We start from the raw sequence: 17,350 nt of genomic DNA on the forward strand, positions 1-17,350 counted from the left end.
TCTAACGCGTCGCAACAGGGTCAGAACCGCGCCTGAATGGTCAGGTCGAAGTTGCGTTCCTTGTCAAAGTCTTCCTTGACCAGCGCTTTGGAGAAGTTGAACCGCAGTGGGCCAAGACCCGTGGTCCACAAAAGCGAGAAGCCAACGACGTGGCGGAAAGAGCCATCGCGACCAACAACGTTACCACCGCCAGCAGCCGCATTCGTATCTTCAAGCCCCCAGAGGTTGCCAATATCATAAAAGACACCGCCACGCAGACCGAGTTCTTCTGGAAGTCCCAACGGGAACTCCGCGTCAAAACGTGCAACCGCATAAAGGTTCCCGCCCAGAGCGTCGTCATAACCGGGGCTCATGTCGCGTGGGCCGATACCGCCCGGCTCGAAACCGCGCAGCGTCTCCGATGTCAGCAGGAAACGGTCGACGGTGCGGCTTTTGTTATCGCCGAGCCATCCAAGGTATCCCGCTTCCACAGTGGCCCGCAGTGTGACCTCTTCATTAAACACGAGCTTCTGCGCGACGATTTTACTGGTTGCGCGGATATATTCGTTGTCACCTCCAAGGCCCGCGTAATCGACGCCACTTTGGATCAGGAAGCCAGCGGTCGGGTTAAGACCGGTGCGACGGCTATCGTAGGTCAAAGTAGCGCCAATCGAACTGGTGGTGCGCTTACCTGCTGCGATCTCTCGCTGCAAAACAGGCCCGACACGTGGTAGACCGCTGCTATTTGGCCCGCGGCTTTCCATCTCGTTTTGTTCGAAACCATAGCGCAGCTGCAGCGATGTAGTGTCGCTCGCGTCAAAGGTGATGGACGGACGGAAGATCACCGATTTGGTGTCATATTCCGAATAACTCGATTCCGTCTCGCTCAGACCCAAGTCGATGGCAAACTGCAGATCACGGCCCAACAGCTTGGGCTCTACAAAGCGCATGTTATACGCCTCGGTGTCCTGTGCAGTCGAGATATTGAACGACAACTGCTGACCACGGCCCAAGAAGTTGTTCTCGGAAATACCGATGGCGACACCGATACCGTCATCAACCGAGTAAGACCCACCTAGGGTGAAAGACCCCGTTGGCTGTTCCTCGACGTCGACGTCAACAATCACCTCACTCGGTGTGCTGCCCTGACGCACGTCCACTTCCGACTGGGAGAAGAACCCCAGGGCTTTGATACGTTCAGCACTGTTACGAATCTCACGCTGGTTGAGCGGATCGCCTTCAACAATATTGAACTGACGGCGGATCACCCGATCAAGCGTGGTGGTATTGCCCTCGATATCGATGCGTTCAACAAAGATACGCGGACCGCGCACCATCGCGAATTCAACATCAAGTGTCAGATCACGGTCATTGCGGGTGACACGCGGCTCAACCCGCAGAAAATCGATCCCCTGCCGTACTGCCAACTGTTCCAACGTCTGAATGGCGTTCTCAATCACCAGCGGCGAGTAGGTTACACCCCGTTTGACGCGCAACTGGCTGCGGTACACATCCGGATCAGCATCGGCAAATTCGCTGGTGACGGTAATATCACCGAACTCGAATTTCTGCCCTTCAGTGACATCCACCACGAGGAAGGCCGCGTCGCGTTCCTTGGTGACTTCAGCGTTGACGCTGTTGACTCGGAAATCGACATAGCCGCGTGAGCGATAGAAATCAGTCAGGACCTGGCGGTCGAACTGAATGCGATCTTCGATCAACGTGTCGCGGTTGATCAATGCACGAAGGAAGGTTGCCTGTTTGGTTTCCAACACGCGGCGCAGACGGCGGTCGGAATAGGCACGGTTCCCCACAAAGGACACGCGTTCGACTTCGACGGTGTCACCTTCGGAAATTTCAAAGACGAGATCGACGCGATTGTCGTTACGACGGATGATGCGCGGCGTCACACGCGAGGCCAAACGCCCCTGTGCGCGATAAAGCTCCGCAATCGCGCCAGCGTCGCGCTCCGCCTGATCGGCACTGAACACACGACGGGGCGAAGACTGAATCACCTCGGCCAAAGCATCATCTTTGAGGCGTTTGTTGCCTTCAAAATTGATCCGGCTGATGGTCGGATATTCGACCACTTTGATCACCAGCGTATTGCCACGCGGAACCAGTTCAACCGACTCGAACAATCCGCTGTCGAACACGCCGCGATAGGCATCATTCAACGCACCACCGCTCACCCGCTCGCCACTCGACAGCCCGGTGTAGGCAACGATGGTCGAGCTTTGGATTCTCTGGTTCCCTTCGACGCGCACGTTAGTGAAACGGTACTCTTGGGACTGAACCGGCAGAGGCGCTATTCCAAGCCCAACCGCAAGAACCGCAGAAAGCGCGGTAGAACCAAGAAAGCCTTTAAAAGAAACGGACATAGCACTCTCCCGGCGCACTTCGCGGGCAAGTGCCGCGTTTTTCCCCCAGACCATCAATTATAACCCAATTATTATAGCAGCTTGATAAGCTGCGTACCGGGTTTGGACCCGCTTGTCAAAAACAAGAAAAGCAGCGGGCACCATGCCGCTGCTTTAGTGTTTCACGTAACACGTTTTGCGCCCGGTGAAATCCGCGTTTCACCCCCGTCAATCAAAGAATGGACGCGATCCAGATACCTGACAGTATCGCCGCCGAAATCGCCCCTACGAACAGGAAACGGTCGGCGTTGAGGCGGACCAACAGGTCCAGCCCTGCATAAGATTGCTGCAGCGATTGCATGCTTGCTCCCACTATTCACGTTAGATCCCGATTTGATCGGAATCGCTCACCCGTGGGTCAGTCTAGGCAAGATTTGTGGCGACATCTGGGCAGGAGAAAGGCGAGCCCGCCTCATCCTGCCCAGATACCCGCCAGATACGCAAAGGAGACATCGCCAGATTTAGCAGAACAACAGATCGTTGCTGACCGAGAAGATCATCAGACCAAGGATCAGCGTGAGGCCAATCATCATCAGGATCTGCATGGCGCGATCGTTGGGGGGCTTTCCGGTCACCGCCTCATAGGCAAAGAACACCAGATGCCCGCCGTCCAGCACTGGCACTGGAAACAGGTTCAAAAGCCCAATGCCCGTCGACAGTGCCGCAATTAGCCAGATAAAGTTCATCGCGCCCTGACTTGCCAGCGTACCGGAGATTTCCGCAATCGCCACTGGACCGGAGAGATTACAGGTGCTGATCTGCCCGGTGATCATGTGCTTCAACCCAGAGAGGGACTGCTCGATCATGATCCAGACCTGCGTGACCCCCTGCCCGACAGCCGCGAGCGGCGACACAGATTCGCGGGCCGGATCAAACGCCAGACCGCCAGCGATGCCGATCCGCCAATTGGTTTGAAAACCACCCTCGGCAGTGGGCTCATCGGTGCGCCGTGGGCTTAGGATCAGGTCGCGCGTTTGCCCGTTATTCCAGACGGTCAGCTCCAGCGGTTCGCCCGCGCCAGTCTCAACCCGTTCCTTGAGATGAGAAAAGGCAAAGATCTCCTCGCCATCGACCGCAACAATCACATCGCCCTCGCGCAATCCGGCGTCCGAGGCCGCGCTGCGGGGCGCAACGCCGGTTACAATGCTGGGCGTTAGATATGGCCCCTGCGCGATGGTCTCCTGACCATTGCGAGACACGCGGTACTCCAGCACTTTTTCAACCGGAATGCTGTCTTCAAAGGCGGCCCATGCAACGCCATCAGCGAAATCAGGCGTATCAATCCCTGCCACTGCAAGAATCTCATCTCCGGGCTGCAAGGTATAACCCGCTGCAGGCAAGTCTTTGACCGCCCCCACCGCGAGTGGCTCCTGCATCTGCCCCCGGCTCAGGTTCACACCCGTAAAGATGACGGCGGCGAGGATGAAATTGAACACCGGACCCGCAGCAACTGTCGCGGCACGCGCCCAAAGCGGGGCGCCATGCATGGTCTTGCGTAGCATTTCCGGGTCACTCTGCGCCGCAGTTATCGCACCGGAATCCTTGCCCGACGCGGCATCCGCATCGCCAAGGAATTTCACAAACCCGCCGAAGGGAAACGCCGCCAGTTGCCAGCGCGTGCCGCGCTTATCGACCCGGCTGGCCAATACCGGACCAAACCCAAGCGAAAAGACCTCCGGATGAATGCCACTCCAGCGCCCAACGATATAGTGTCCGTATTCATGTACGAACACGATGATCGAAAGCACCACGACAAAGCTGCCAATCGTGTAAAGGAACCCGCCCAGTTGCGAGACCAGAAATACTGCGTCCAAAACTCTATCCTGTTCGTTGCGTCACGACCTGATCCGCCGCCTGTCGCGCCAGATCGTCAACTTGGGTGACGTTTTCAAGTGTCATTGAGGCGTCAATAAGGCCCGGCTGAGCCTCAAGCGCCTCCAACACCTGTTCAGTTATGGTGGCCATATCGAGAAAGCCAATGCGACCCGCGATAAAGTGATCAAGCGCCCGCTCTTTGGCCCCGTTAAAGGCCGCGCCGCTCAACCCGCCGCGCGCCATCACGTCCTGCGCCAGACGGAGCGCCGGATAGCGCTGCAGGTCCGGTGCGCGGAATTCAAGCTGCCCGACAGCCGCGAGATCCAGTCTCTCAACCGGCAGTTCCTTGCGATGCGGCCAATGCAGCGCATATCCAATAGCGTGGCGCATATCAGGCGCGCCAAGGTGGCTCATCAACGCACCATCGCGAAAGCCCACCAGCGCGTGCACCAGCGATTGCGGATGCACCAGAACCTCAATCTGCTCGGGCGAGATGCCAAAGAATTCTCTGGTTTCAATGACTTCGAGCGCCTTATTGAACATAGACGCGCTATCTATGGTGATCCGCTGCCCCATATCCCAGTTGGGATGCGACGAGGCCTGCGCCAGCGTTGCGGTTTTTAAATCCGCAAGCGGCCAATCCCGAAATGCCCCGCCAGAGGCCGTGATGATGATCCGCTCCACATCCTCGATCTGTTCGCCGACAAGAGCCTGAAACACTGCGGAATGCTCGCTATCTACGGGCAGGATGCGCGCGCCATGCTGTGCGGCGGTTCGCATCAACAACTGTCCCGCGCAGACCAGCGATTCCTTGTTGGCAAGCGCCAGTGTCGTTCCTTGCTCCAGCGCCTTTAGGCCCGGTGCAAGACCTGCTGCGCCCACAATCGCTGACATGATCCAATCAGCCGGGCGGCTGGCAGCCTCCACCAAGGCCTGCGCGCCCGCGGCGGCCTCCACGTTGCTTCCGGCCAACGCAGCGCGCAGTTCCGGCAAGCGCGCTTCATGCGCGGTGATCGCAATTTCGGCGTTCAGCTCGATTGCATCACGCGCCAGTTGCGCCACATTGTGACCACCGCTCAATGCCACGACATCATAGCCTTCCGGCGCCCGGCGGATCAGGTCAATCGTGCTCTGACCAATAGAACCCGTTGCACCGAAAATGGATATTTTTCTCATCTAGAACCTATTCGTCGTCGTCCTCTCCCCGGTCTCCCGAGGGTGAGGTCATCCCCAGATGACAGCGATCAAAAAGCAGAGCGCGCCTGCCCCCAGCATCCCATCAAAGCGATCAAACACACCGCCATGACCGGGAATAAGCTGGCTGGAGTCTTTGACATCCATGCGCCGCTTCAGAGCGCTTTCGGCGATATCGCCTGCCTGACTGGCCATCGACACGAGGACTGAAATCCAGATGAGGTTTGCAGGCAGTCCAGCGAAAACAGAGAAGATCAAACCGACACCCGCTGCAGCCACCCAACCGCCAGCGGTGCCGGACCATGTTTTCTTGGGGCTGACAGCTGGCCAGAACTTTGGCCCGCCGAAATATTTTCCTGCAAAATAGCCAGCGACATCGGTCGCCACCACCACGCAGATTAACCAGACGGTCCAACTGACCCAGAAGGCATCACGAAGCCATACCAGCCCAAAGCCACCCAGCAGCACCCATGCGAGAATGATCAGAAAGGATGTCTTTCGCTGCTCCAGAACACGAATGCCGAGCAACAGAGGCAGCGCGAGAACCGGCACCGCCACAATCAGCGGCATAAAACAGGCAAGAAACACCAAAGCAGCTGCTGCAACGCCATATCCAAGAGCGGCCAAGCTGTTGTCTTTGCGATACATTCGGGTCACTTCCCAGAACACCGCACCGACGCTCAGCGATACAAACAACGCAAAGGCCACCCCGCCCAGGTAACTGGCCCCTCCACCCACCAAGAGCAAAACCAGAGCCGACGCAGTGCGCGGCCCCAGATCCGCCCAACGACTGGATTTCACAGCGTGCGAGGACATGGAGTTTTTCATTTCTTTACAGCCCCGAAGCGTCTGTCGCGATTGCCAAAATTCTGGCAGAGCCGAGCCAGCTCATCTGAGGAGAAATCCGGCCAGAGCGTATCGATAAACTCATATTCCGAGTAGGCCGACTGCCAGAGCAGAAAGTTCGAAATCCGCGCTTCGCCGGATGTGCGGATCACCAGATCCGGGTCAGGCAACACATGTGTATCGAGATATCGTGGCAGTGTTTCCTGATCCACATCAGCAGGATCGAGTTTACCATCGGCCACATCCTGCGCCAGACGTTGGGTGGCACGGGCCACCTCATCGCGACCGCCGTAGTTCAGCGCAATGGTCAGATGGGTGCCATCGTTGCCTTCGGTCTCGTGCTCCAACGCATCCATCAGCTGCACAAGCTTAGTGTCCAGCCGCACCCGGTCTCCGATGAACCGCACGCGCACGTTCTTGGCCGCCAGTGCCTTCATTTCCTTGGAAATATAACGACGAAACAGGCTCATGAGCCCCGCGACTTCAACTTGGGTGCGTTTCCAGTTTTCGGTCGAGAACGCAAATATCGTCAGATATTTGATGCCCAATGCGGGGCAGCATTCCACCACTTCGCGCACACGACGCGCGCCTGCGTGATGCCCAAAAAGCCGTGGCCGCCCGCGCGCCTGCGCCCAGCGGCCATTGCCGTCCATAATGATCGCAACATGTCTAGGCCCGTCACCAATGCCCGGCGCCGCATTCTCCGCACCAGCCGCAACCGGGGTTTCGCTATCCGTGACGAGTGACATATGCGCTGATCAAACCTGCATGATTTCGGCTTGTTTGGTCTCCAGCGCGGCGTCCACGGCCTTGATCATCTTGTCGGTCAAATCCTGCACCTCGGCTTCCCAGAACTTCTGGTCATCCTCGGACATACCCTCGGACTTGGCTTTCTTGATTTGATCCATCCCGTCACGGCGTACGTTACGAACAGAGACGCGTGCGTGTTCAGCGTATTGGCCCGCAACTTTGGTCAGCTCACGGCGGCGCTCCTCATTGAGCTCCGGAATCGGCAACATAATGATGGTACCGTTGAGCTGAGGGTTGATGCCAAGGCCAGACTCACGGATGGCTTTTTCCACCTTACCGACGAGACCCTTGTCCCAGACGTTGATGGTAACCATGCGCGGCTCAGGCACGTTCACGGTGCCGACTTGGTTGATCGGAGTCTGCGATCCATACGCGTCAACCATCACTGGCTCCAGCATCGAAGCGGAGGCACGACCGGTTCGCAGGGACGCGAATTCGGTTTTCAGGTTGGCCATCGCGCCATCCATGCGGCGTTTCAGATCGTCGGTGTCCAGTTCAAACTCTTCAGACATGCTGCTCTCCCCTTGCTTGAGGCGGTCTTGAGGACGGCTCTTACGCCATCACATGTGTATTGTATAGCGATCTCGGCGGACAAACACCCGCGAAACCTTCGGAACTCGGTGAAATCCCACGCAAAACACGCGCCAGATTGCCGACGCGTGTCGCAGGGTGTCAGCCTCGCGGGGTTAGCCGTGCACCTTGGTATAAGTGCCCTCGCCTGCCAGAACGCCACGGAAACCGCCGGGTTCATCCAGACCAAACACAATCAGAGGCAGATTGTTGTCACGCGCCAGCGCGATGGCCGAAGCATCCATGACCTTCAGGCGTTTGGCCAGAACATCGTCGTAGCTCACGCTGTCATACCGCTTGGCATCGTCGTTGGTTTTGGGATCCTTGTCGTACACCCCATCAACGCCGTTCTTACCCATGAAGATCGCTTCGCAATTCATTTCATTGGCGCGCAGGGTCGCGGCGGTATCGGTGGTGAAATAGGGGTTACCTGTGCCCGCGGCAAAGATGCAGACCCGTTTCTTCTCAAGGTGGCGCACGGCCCGGCGTCGGATGTAGGGTTCCGCCACCTCATCCATGCGAATGGCCGAGATCACCCGGGTATAAACGCCCAGATCTTCGAGCGCGGATTGCATCCCCAGCGCATTCATCACCGTGGCAAGCATCCCCATGTAATCCGCAGTGGTGCGTTCCATACCCTGCGCAGAACCCGACAGCCCACGAAAGATATTGCCGCCCCCGATCACCATACAAATCTCAACACCGAGATCGTGAACGGATTTCACTTCTTCGGCGATTCTGCGAACGGTCGGCGGATGCAGGCCAAAACCCTGCGTTCCCATCAGGGCCTCGCCGGAAATCTTCAGCATCACACGTTTATAACTAGCGGCCGTTGAGACGTCCGGCTGATCAGGGCTCTGGGGCATGTTGCGCTCCGCAATATGTCGGGGTTAAAACTCGCGGCAAAATGAAGCAAAAGCCGCCGAGGATCAATCCAACCTGCCGGATAATTGCCGATCTTCTTCAGAACGCCTCTCGCAAACACAGGCCGGCTTACATATGCGCAGCGGAAAGCCTTGATGGACATAGATAATATCCCCGCCGACAGGCCTGTACTCATCGCCGGACCCACCGCGTCGGGGAAGTCGGAACTGGCACTTCGCATCGCGGAGCGAGATGGCGGTGTCATAATCAACGCCGATGCCAGTCAGGTCTATGACTGCTGGCGCGTCGTGACCGCGCGCCCATCCGCCCAGGACGAATCCCGTGCGCCGCATCTGCTCTATGGTCATCTGGCCTATGATGCGCCCTACTCCGCCGGGCACTGGCTGCGCGAGGTGACGCCCCTGCTCAACGGCCCCGAACGCCCAATTATCGTTGGCGGCACCGGGCTTTACTTTTTGACGCTAACCGAAGGCATGGCCGAAATCCCCGCCACGCCAGCTGCGATACGGGCAGAAGGGGACCAGATGTCGCTTGAAGCGCTCAGTGATGCCTTGGATGACACCACCCGTATGCGGATCGATATGAAGAACCGCGCCCGTGTGCAGCGCGCATGGGAGGTCCTTCGCGCCACCGGGCGCGCGCTTGCCGACTGGCAGGATGACACCCCGCCACCGGTTTTGCCCTATGAAAGTTGCACCGCCTTGGTGGTTGAGGCCGACCGGGACTGGCTGGAAGCGCGCATCAGACGCCGCTTTTCGATGATGATCGCCAATGGCGCGCTTGAGGAAGCGCGCTCGATGCTAGGGCGCTATGATCCCAACCTGCCGTCCTGCAAGGCAATTGGCGTGCCGGAACTCATGGCCCATCTCAACGGCGATCTCAGTCTGGCCGAGGCCGAAGAAAGCGCCTCTGTCGCCACCCGCCAATATGCCAAACGTCAACGCACATGGTTCCGTTCACGCATGAAGAAATGGCAAAGGGTCAGCCCTTCGCCATAAGCGCAGCGCGATAGATGCGTAAAAATCAGCCCTTACTCGCCTTTCTTGAACAAATTTTGCAAAAAAATTGAACGAATCACCGGCACAGGCCAATCTCGATTTCAACGAGAATAAGAACAGCTTTTCACCGCAAGATGCCATTTGATCCAAACACCCATGGGCCGTTAGATGTAAGCCCGCTGCTGCGGCTTATGTCGGCTGGCAATTGGCAGATTGAGCTCGCGCATGAGCGCGACTGTCATCTGGTGATATGGGTGACACGTGGTCAGGGACGTATGCTGCTGGATGGCCAATGCCGGGGGTTTGGTCCGCACACCGCCATCTGCGTTCCTGCGCGCACTTTATTCTCGCTTGAGCTTGGCCGACAAAGCATCGGTCAGGTTCTCCAGATCGGCGAGGATATCCCCTGCGGCCTGCCAGATACGCCCATGCAGATCCGTATCAATGATATGCAGGAACAGGCCCGCATCAACTCCCTGTTTGATGCAGCACTGCGCGAACAGCAGGTGAACGACGACCATACCGCTCAGGCAATCAGAAGTTACGCCGACCTGATTGGGATTCACATGCAGCGTCTGTGGCAAACCGCCCCAGAAAACAGCAAACTTTCCGCGGCGCGCAAACTCTGCCGCGCCTACTGCGCGCGATTGGCCGAGGATAGCGAAGGTGCCTATAACATGGCCGGGCACGCAGCGGCACTGGGCGTCACACCGACACATTTAACCCGTGTCTGCCGACAAGAGACTGGAAAGACCGCTGCCGCGTTGCTCACGGAACGCCAATTGCACGCCGCCCGAAGCCTTCTGATCCGCACTTCGCTGCCGATGCGTGACATTGCACAAAGCCTCGGCTTTGGCAGCGCCGCCTATTTCACCCGGTTCATCACGCAGCACACAGGCAGCACACCGAGCGCTTTGCGCAAGAAAGCGCGCCGCCCAGCGACCAGCGCCTCCACGCATCACTGACTCGCTGAAATTTTCAGATTTCTGGACACAAGTGTCTTTTTGTCAAAAGCGACAGGAAAAATGTCGCTTTTATACACTTTCATGCCGATACTGTGCATTGACCTGCCTGCTCAACTGGTGCCGTATAGTGGGGATGGGGAAACTTTGTGACAATTCAAACACCTCAACACGATGCCCGCCTGCGAACGTCAGGATGGTGTCATGCGACAGGTCGCCGCCCCACGACGCTCTAGACAGGGAGACATATATGACCACCACCAAACTCAAGAGCTCGACGACCCACCATTGGGCGGCAGAGATGCATGCGCAGGAGTTGAAGGCCGGAAAGATCTCGCGCCGCGAGTTCCTGACCCGCGCCACTGCGCTGGGCGTTTCAGCCACTGCGGCCTATGGTATGATCGGCCTGAGTGCCCCGGCCCGCGCCGCAGAAGGCATGAAAGAAGGCGGCACGCTGCGCGTCCAGATGGATGTACGTGGCCTGAAAGATCCGCGCACGTTCGACTGGTCCGAAATCGGCAACGAGATGCGCGGCACGCTCGAGTATCTGGTTGAGTACAACAACGATGGCTCTTTCACCCCGATGCTGCTGGAAAGCTGGGAAGTGAACGACAGTGCCGACGAATATATCCTGAACGTCCGCAAGGGTGTGAAGTGGAATAACGGTGATGACTTCACCGCCGAAGACGTGGCGCGCAATCTCAAGGGTTGGTGCGACAAGGACATGGAAGGCAACTCCATGGCTGGCCGTTTTGGCAGCCTGATCGATCCTGACACCAATCAAGCGCTGGAAGGTGCGATTGAAGTCGTCGACAGCCACACCGTGAAGCTGAACCTGCCCAATTCCGATATCTCGATCATTCCGGGCATGGCGGACTATCCGGCGGCAATCACCCACGCGAGCTTTAGCGCTGATGACGCGCAAAATGCGGTGGGCACCGGACCTTACCTGATCTCTGAACTGGAAGTCGGCGTAAAATGCACCCTCACGCGCAACGAGGACCACACATGGTGGGGCGAAGAGGTGTTTGGCAAACCTGCGCTCGACAGCATCGAATATATCGATTTCGGCACCGACCCGTCCTCGTGGCTGGCCGCACTGGAATCCGAAGAAGTTGACATGCTCTATGAATCCGTTGGGGAATTCATCGACGTGATGGACTCGCTCGGCTTTGTGAAATCCGAAGTTGTTACCATGTCCACCATCGTGGTGCGCCCGAACCAGCTCGCTGAGGTGGACGGCAAGAACCCTTACGCGGATCAGCGCGTCCGCAAGGCGCTGCAGATGGCCGTCAATAACGACATCTGCCTTGAACTTGGCTATGGCAACCGCGGTGTCACCGCCGAAAACCACCACGTGGGTCCGGCACATCCTGAATATGCCGAACTGCCCAAACAAGAAGCGGATCCCGAAGGCGCCCGCGCCCTGATGGAAGAAGCTGGGATGATGGATTTCGAGCATGAGCTGATCTCCATTGACGATGACTGGCGCAAGAACACCACCGATGCGGTGGCTGCACAGCTGCGGGATGCCGGCTTTAAGGTAAAGCGCACGGTTCTGCCCGGCTCTACCTTCTGGAACGACTGGACCAAATATCCGTTCAGCTCCACCAACTGGAACCACCGCCCGCTTGGCGTTCAGATCTGGGCGCTGGCCTATCGTTCCGGCGAGGCATGGAACGAGTTTGGCTGGTCCAACCCGGAGTTTGACGCCATCCTCACCGAGGCACTTGCCATCGCGGATGTCGACAAACGTCGTGAAGTCGTCGCCAAGGGCGAAAAGCTCATTCAGGACGAAGGCGTTACGATCCAACCTTACTGGAAGTCACTCTTCCGCCATATGCGCGAAGGTGTGAAGGGTGCCGATATGCACATCGGCTATGAGCACCACCATTACAAATGGGGTTGGGCGGCCTGACCGCCTGAACCGCAATTCAAAAAGGCCGCTCTCGGTGTCCCTCACCGGGAGCAGGCCAACAAGAACAAGAATAAGCTCACGACAACGAGGCCCCCACGGTTCTGTGCGCCCAGCACCGAACGACCTCAGGGCCAGCTGACCGCCAGTCTGCAGGGGAACACATGGGACTATTCATATTGCGCCGCTCGGGCGTGATGATCATTACGGCGTTGTGCCTGACGTTCATCGTGTTCGTGATGACCAACCTCTACCCGAACCTCGAAAAGCTCGCCAAAACCGAGGGTAACTTCCGAATGTCGGACGAAGCCGTTGCAAGCTGGCTGGACAAGAATGGCTACGGCCAGCCGATGCTGGTCAAATATGGTCAATGGCTTGGTGTGGTGCCGGGGTGGCAACGCCTGAGCGATGAGGGAGTCACCGGGCGCTGTATTGATGGTGCCGTTTCAGAAGATGAGGCCGCGCAAGCCCCGCGTTTCTGCGGTATCCTGCAGGGCGATTGGGGGTACTCCACCCGATTTAAGACTGATGTGAGCGAGATCATCCAGACCCGGCTTGGCAACACTGGCTATCTGATGATGTGGGTTTTGATCCTGATGGTGCCTTCGGCGCTCATTATTGGTGTGCTGGCGGGCATGCGCGAAGGCTCTGCCACCGATCGGTCGCTGTCAACGCTGTCCATCATGACCACCGCAACGCCGGAATATGTCTCTGGCGTGATCTTCATTGCGGTGTTCACCTCCTCCACCGTGGGGCTCAAATGGTTTAAAGGCACTGCCACCTCTGCGATGGAAAACCCGACGTTTGAGAACTTCTTCCTGCCGGTTCTGACCATTGCACTTTATGGCATGGGGTATATCGCGCGCATGACACGCGCCTCGATGACCGAGGTGATGACCGCGCAATATATCCGTACCGCGCGCCTTAAGGGGGTGAGCTTTCCCAATATCGTCCTGAAGCACGCCCTGCGCAACGCGTTGATTGCCCCCTTTACGGTCATCATGTTGCAGTTCCCCTGGCTGCTGAACGGTGTGGTGATCGTCGAAAGCCTGTTCAATTACAAAGGTTTCGGCTGGTCGCTGGTAGAGGCTGCTAGCAACAATGATATTGAGCTGCTACTGGCGATCTCCGTTGTCTCTGTCGTCGTGGTTCTGCTGACGCAGCTGATTTCTGACATCGGCTACATCTTCCTGAACCCTCGCATTCGCATCTCATAAGGCAGGAGGCATCTCATGGACCCTTTGACTTGGACAGGCTCTCTCGCCTTCATCACTCCGATCTTTATGATCGCACTGCTTTTATTGGCAGCTACCATCGCCATCTGGGTTGTTGTTTCGATCTTCAGCGCTGGCACCCGTCATGTGGCGAATGCCGATGGCACCATGTCGCTTGCGGGCAATCCGCAGGCGATGGCGGCACTGGGGGTGCGTCTGGCCTTTCTCGCCGTCGCGGCGCTTGGGTTGGCCTATCTGGTCATGGGCCTGATCATGGGCACCGAGGCCGGAATTGTTGGGGCCATGTCGCGACAGATGTGGCCCACATGGCTCGCGCTCGTAACGCTGTTTAGCCTGTCGATCCTCTTTAAACGTCGCTTGGGTCTTTATGGAAAGCTGTTTGACAGCCCCATTGGCATGGTCGGTTTTACCCTTGTGATGTTCTGGGTCTTTACCGGTGTGTTTGCGGCGATGGATCTGATCGCCACGCACGATCCGCTGGCGCAAGCCTCTGGCATGAAAAACAAAGTACCCGGCACGCCATTGCGTGGCGCGGAGGCAGGCGAATATGCGTGGTATCTCTTGGGCGGCGACAATCTCGCACGAGATGTGTTCTCGCGTATGGTCAAGGGCGCTTGGGAGGTTCTGAAATACGCCCCGCTTGCAACGCTCTTTGCCTTTATGGTCGGGATCACGCTGGGCCTGCCTGCGGGGTATTACGGCGGAAAACTCGACACCTTCTTGTCCTTCCTCGCCAACCTCATTCTGGCTTTTCCGGTGATCTTGCTGTTCTACCTGCTGGTCACACCTGAGATTGTCGCAACCGGCTTGCCACAGTTTATGGCGGTTGTGCTTTTTGCCTTTCCGATGGTGTTTTGCGGCGTGCTGATCCATTCGAGATTTCGCACGCAACCGGCGAAAAACACCTTCTGGCTGCTGCTGGTTCTGGGGCCAATCTTTCTTCTCTATATGTCTCTGATCAACGCCCAAGGCTCCAAGATCGACTTCTGGCCCCTGGACTTCTTTGACATTCCGGGCGGCGTGTTGGTGGTTTTTGTGTCGGTGGTTTTTGTGAACTCACCCACAGTGTTTCGGATCGTGCGTGGCCTTGCGATGGACATCAAGACCCGAGATTATGTGGCAGCGGCACAAACCCGTGGCGAGCGCCCGTGGTATATCATGCTCTGGGAGATCCTACCCAATGTGCGTGGGCCGCTGATTGTCGATTTCTGTTTGCGCATCGGATACACCACCATCCTATTGGGAACGTTGGGATTTTTCGGTCTTGGCCTGCCCCCGGAAAGCCCGGACTGGGGGTCCACCATCAATGATGGGCGCAAACTCCTGTCGATCTACCTGCACCCGGCCTTGCCGCCTGCGGTGGCATTGATGAGTTTGGTGCTGGGGCTCAATTTGCTGGCGGACGGCCTGCGAGAAGAGAGCCTCCGGGACTGATGAAAGCACTGCCGGGGGCGCTGCCCCCGGACCCCCGAGATATTTTGGGTTAGAAGAGGTTGATCACGCCTCATTCCGCCCACCAGGGAGACAAAAATGAGCAAACTTGCAGATTATGACGGCCCGATCCTTGAGATTGACAAGCTGTCGATCTCCTTCTTCACCCGCCTGCGCGAAATTCCGGCGGTGATGGATTTCTCTGTCGCGGTGCAGCCGGGGGAAGCCGTGGGGCTGGTGGGAGAATCGGGTTGCGGGAAATCCACTGTGGCGCTGGGCGTGATGCAGGATCTTGGCAAGAACGGGCGCATCGTTGGCGGGTCGATCAAATTCAAAGGGCGCGATCTGGCCCAGATGAGTGCCGATGAGCTGCGCGATGTACGCGGCAATGAGATTGCGATGATCTATCAGGAGCCGATGGCCTCGCTCAACCCGGCGATGAAGATCGGCAAACAGTTGATGGAAGTGCCGATGATCCACGAAGGTGTTGGCGAAAAAGAGGCCTACGCCCGCGCCCTGGAAGTGGTAACCGACGTTAAACTACCGGACCCCAAGCGGATGCTGAATTCCTATCCGCATCAGCTCTCTGGCGGTCAGCAGCAGCGGATCGTTATTGCGATGGCGTTGATGTCGAAACCGTCGCTGCTGATCCTCGATGAGCCGACCACCGCACTGGACGTGACGGTGGAAGCGGCTGTAGTGGAACTGGTCAAAGATCTGGGCAAGAAATACGGCACCTCGATGCTGTTTATCTCTCACAACCTCGGGCTGGTGCTGGAGACCTGTGACCGGATTTGCGTGATGTATTCGGGCGAGGCGGTGGAGCGTGGCTCGATTGAGGATGTGTTTGATCACATGCGTCACCCCTACACGCAGGCGCTGTTTCGGTCGATCCCGCTGCCCGGTGCAGATAAGAACGCACGCCCACTGGTAGCAATTCCCGGCAACTTTCCCCTGCCCCACGAGCGCCCAAAAGGCTGCAATTTTGGGCCGCGCTGCGATTACTTTGAGGCCGGGCGCTGTGATGCAGGCGACATCCTGATGGAACCCGTACCCGGCAATGAGCGCCACCATACGCGCTGTCTGCGCTTTCAGGAGATCGACTGGGACGCGCCCATCGCTCTGGGCGAGCAAAAGGCCAAGAATGAGCCGGGGCGCGTTGTGCTCAAAATGGACAAGCTCAAGAAATATTATGAGGTTACCGCCAATGCGCTGTTCGGCGGTGGCGCCAAGAAGGTGGTCAAGGCCAATGAAACGCTGAGTTTCGAGGCGCGCGAATCCGAAACCTTGGCGATTGTCGGTGAATCGGGTTGCGGCAAATCGACTTTTGCCAAAGTGCTGATGGGGCTGGAGACCGCCACCGACGGCGAAATCCTTCTGGACAACCGCAATATCGAGGATATCCCGATTGAGGCGCGCGATCCCAAGACGATTTCCGATGTACAGATGGTGTTTCAAAACCCGTTTGACACGCTCAACCCGTCAATGACCGTGGGGCGTCAGATCATCCGGGCACTGGAGATCTTTGGCATCGGAGAAAATGATGCGGCGCGCAAGCAGCGGATGCTGGAGTTGTTGGATCTGGTAAAACTGCCACGTGCCTTTGCCGACCGGATGCCCCGGCAGCTTTCAGGCGGGCAAAAACAGCGGGTGGGTATTGCCCGCGCTTTCGCCGGTGGGGCACGGATTGTTGTCGCAGATGAACCTGTCTCGGCACTGGATGTTTCGGTTCAGGCCGCCGTCACTGATCTGTTGATGGAAATTCAGCGCAATGAGAAGACAACGCTGCTGTTCATCAGCCATGATCTGTCGATTGTACGCTACCTAAGCGACCGGGTTATGGTGATGTATCTCGGCCATGTGGTTGAACTGGGCGACACCGAACAAGTGTTCTCGCCCCCTTATCATCCTTATACCGAGGCGCTGTTGTCGGCGGTTCCCATCGCCGACACCTCGGTCGAGAAAACCCATATCGTGCTGGAAGGCGATATCCCGTCGGCCATGAACCCGCCATCGGGTTGCCCGTTTCAGACCCGATGCCGCTGGAAATCAAAGGTGCCCGGCGGGCTTTGCGAGGTTGAGGTGCCGCCGATTCAAACACTTGCCGGTGGGCATCAAATCAAATGCCACCTGAGCGATGAAACGCTCGAGAGCATGGAGCCGGTGATTAAAATCGCTGCCGAGTGATTTGGCTCCGCACCTGCCCTTGCAGGGTAAATCGCGACGTGAAAAGGCCTCACCTGTTCGGGTGAGGCCTTTTTATTTTCTTACACTCCGGTGAATGCGGCAG

14 protein-coding genes are annotated in these 17,350 nt (G+C 57.6%); 6 read left to right on the forward strand and 8 right to left on the reverse strand.

Annotated elements, in window-relative coordinates; translation table 11 throughout:
* Positions 1 to 20: 20 nt before the first annotated feature.
* From bamA to pyrH, 8 genes are all read right to left on the reverse strand, one after another.
* Positions 21 to 2,360, reverse strand: a complete 2,340-nt coding sequence (bamA, locus tag UB90_RS11415) for an outer membrane protein assembly factor BamA (protein WP_065325871.1) — start codon at positions 2,358 to 2,360, stop codon at positions 21 to 23.
* Positions 2,361 to 2,571: 211 nt separating this feature from the next.
* On the reverse strand, positions 2,572 to 2,700 hold the full coding sequence (locus UB90_RS23255) for a hypothetical protein (protein ID WP_009177217.1): 129 nt from the start codon (positions 2,698 to 2,700) through the stop codon (positions 2,572 to 2,574).
* A gap of 160 nt (positions 2,701 to 2,860) precedes the next feature.
* A complete protein-coding gene (gene rseP, locus UB90_RS11420) occupies positions 2,861 to 4,213 on the reverse strand; it encodes an RIP metalloprotease RseP (RefSeq protein ID WP_065325872.1) in 1,353 nt (450 codons plus the stop codon).
* A gap of 4 nt (positions 4,214 to 4,217) precedes the next feature.
* Positions 4,218 to 5,390 (reverse strand): 1-deoxy-D-xylulose-5-phosphate reductoisomerase, encoded by a 1,173-nt coding sequence (gene dxr, locus UB90_RS11425; RefSeq protein WP_065325873.1) that lies wholly within the window; start codon positions 5,388 to 5,390, stop codon positions 4,218 to 4,220.
* A 48-nt stretch (positions 5,391 to 5,438) separates the two neighbouring features.
* On the reverse strand, positions 5,439 to 6,224 hold the full coding sequence (locus tag UB90_RS11430; RefSeq protein WP_065325874.1) for a phosphatidate cytidylyltransferase: 786 nt from the start codon (positions 6,222 to 6,224) through the stop codon (positions 5,439 to 5,441).
* Positions 6,225 to 6,232: 8 nt separating this feature from the next.
* Positions 6,233 to 7,003 carry an isoprenyl transferase gene (locus UB90_RS11435; RefSeq protein ID WP_204161374.1) on the reverse strand — a complete coding sequence of 257 codons (771 nt, stop codon included), beginning with the start codon at positions 7,001 to 7,003 and terminating at the stop codon, positions 6,233 to 6,235.
* A 9-nt stretch (positions 7,004 to 7,012) separates the two neighbouring features.
* Entirely contained in the window at positions 7,013 to 7,576 is a 564-nt protein-coding gene (gene frr, locus UB90_RS11440; RefSeq protein WP_005617897.1) for a ribosome recycling factor, read from the reverse strand.
* Positions 7,577 to 7,750: 174 nt separating this feature from the next.
* Positions 7,751 to 8,500 (reverse strand): UMP kinase, encoded by a 750-nt coding sequence (gene pyrH / locus UB90_RS11445; RefSeq protein WP_009176732.1) that lies wholly within the window; start codon positions 8,498 to 8,500, stop codon positions 7,751 to 7,753.
* Positions 8,501 to 8,653: 153 nt separating this feature from the next.
* Between pyrH and miaA the strand changes: the two genes are divergently transcribed.
* The 6 genes from miaA (at position 8,654) to UB90_RS11475 (ending at position 17,247) form a co-directional block, all read left to right on the forward strand.
* Positions 8,654 to 9,517 (forward strand): tRNA (adenosine(37)-N6)-dimethylallyltransferase MiaA, encoded by an 864-nt coding sequence (gene miaA, locus UB90_RS11450; RefSeq protein ID WP_009177241.1) that lies wholly within the window; start codon positions 8,654 to 8,656, stop codon positions 9,515 to 9,517.
* A gap of 134 nt (positions 9,518 to 9,651) precedes the next feature.
* Positions 9,652 to 10,482 carry an AraC family transcriptional regulator gene (locus tag UB90_RS11455; protein WP_065325875.1) on the forward strand — a complete coding sequence of 277 codons (831 nt, stop codon included), beginning with the start codon at positions 9,652 to 9,654 and terminating at the stop codon, positions 10,480 to 10,482.
* A gap of 247 nt (positions 10,483 to 10,729) precedes the next feature.
* A complete protein-coding gene (locus UB90_RS11460; RefSeq protein WP_065325876.1) occupies positions 10,730 to 12,397 on the forward strand; it encodes an ABC transporter substrate-binding protein in 1,668 nt (555 codons plus the stop codon).
* Between the two features lie 161 nt (positions 12,398 to 12,558).
* The gene (locus tag UB90_RS11465) at positions 12,559 to 13,611 is read left to right on the forward strand and encodes an ABC transporter permease (RefSeq protein WP_005617913.1); all 1,053 of its coding nucleotides are present in this window, start codon (positions 12,559 to 12,561) and stop codon (positions 13,609 to 13,611) included.
* Positions 13,612 to 13,626: 15 nt separating this feature from the next.
* Entirely contained in the window at positions 13,627 to 15,063 is a 1,437-nt protein-coding gene (locus tag UB90_RS11470; protein WP_065321902.1) for an ABC transporter permease, read from the forward strand.
* Positions 15,064 to 15,159: 96 nt separating this feature from the next.
* Complete coding sequence (locus UB90_RS11475) at positions 15,160 to 17,247, forward strand: dipeptide ABC transporter ATP-binding protein (protein WP_065325877.1); 2,088 nt, start codon at positions 15,160 to 15,162, stop codon at positions 17,245 to 17,247.
* The last annotated feature ends 103 nt before the right edge of the window (positions 17,248 to 17,350 follow it).

This window comes from Tritonibacter mobilis (genome assembly GCF_001681715.1).
In the GTDB taxonomy this organism is placed as follows: Bacteria; Pseudomonadota; Alphaproteobacteria; order Rhodobacterales; family Rhodobacteraceae; genus Epibacterium; species Epibacterium mobile.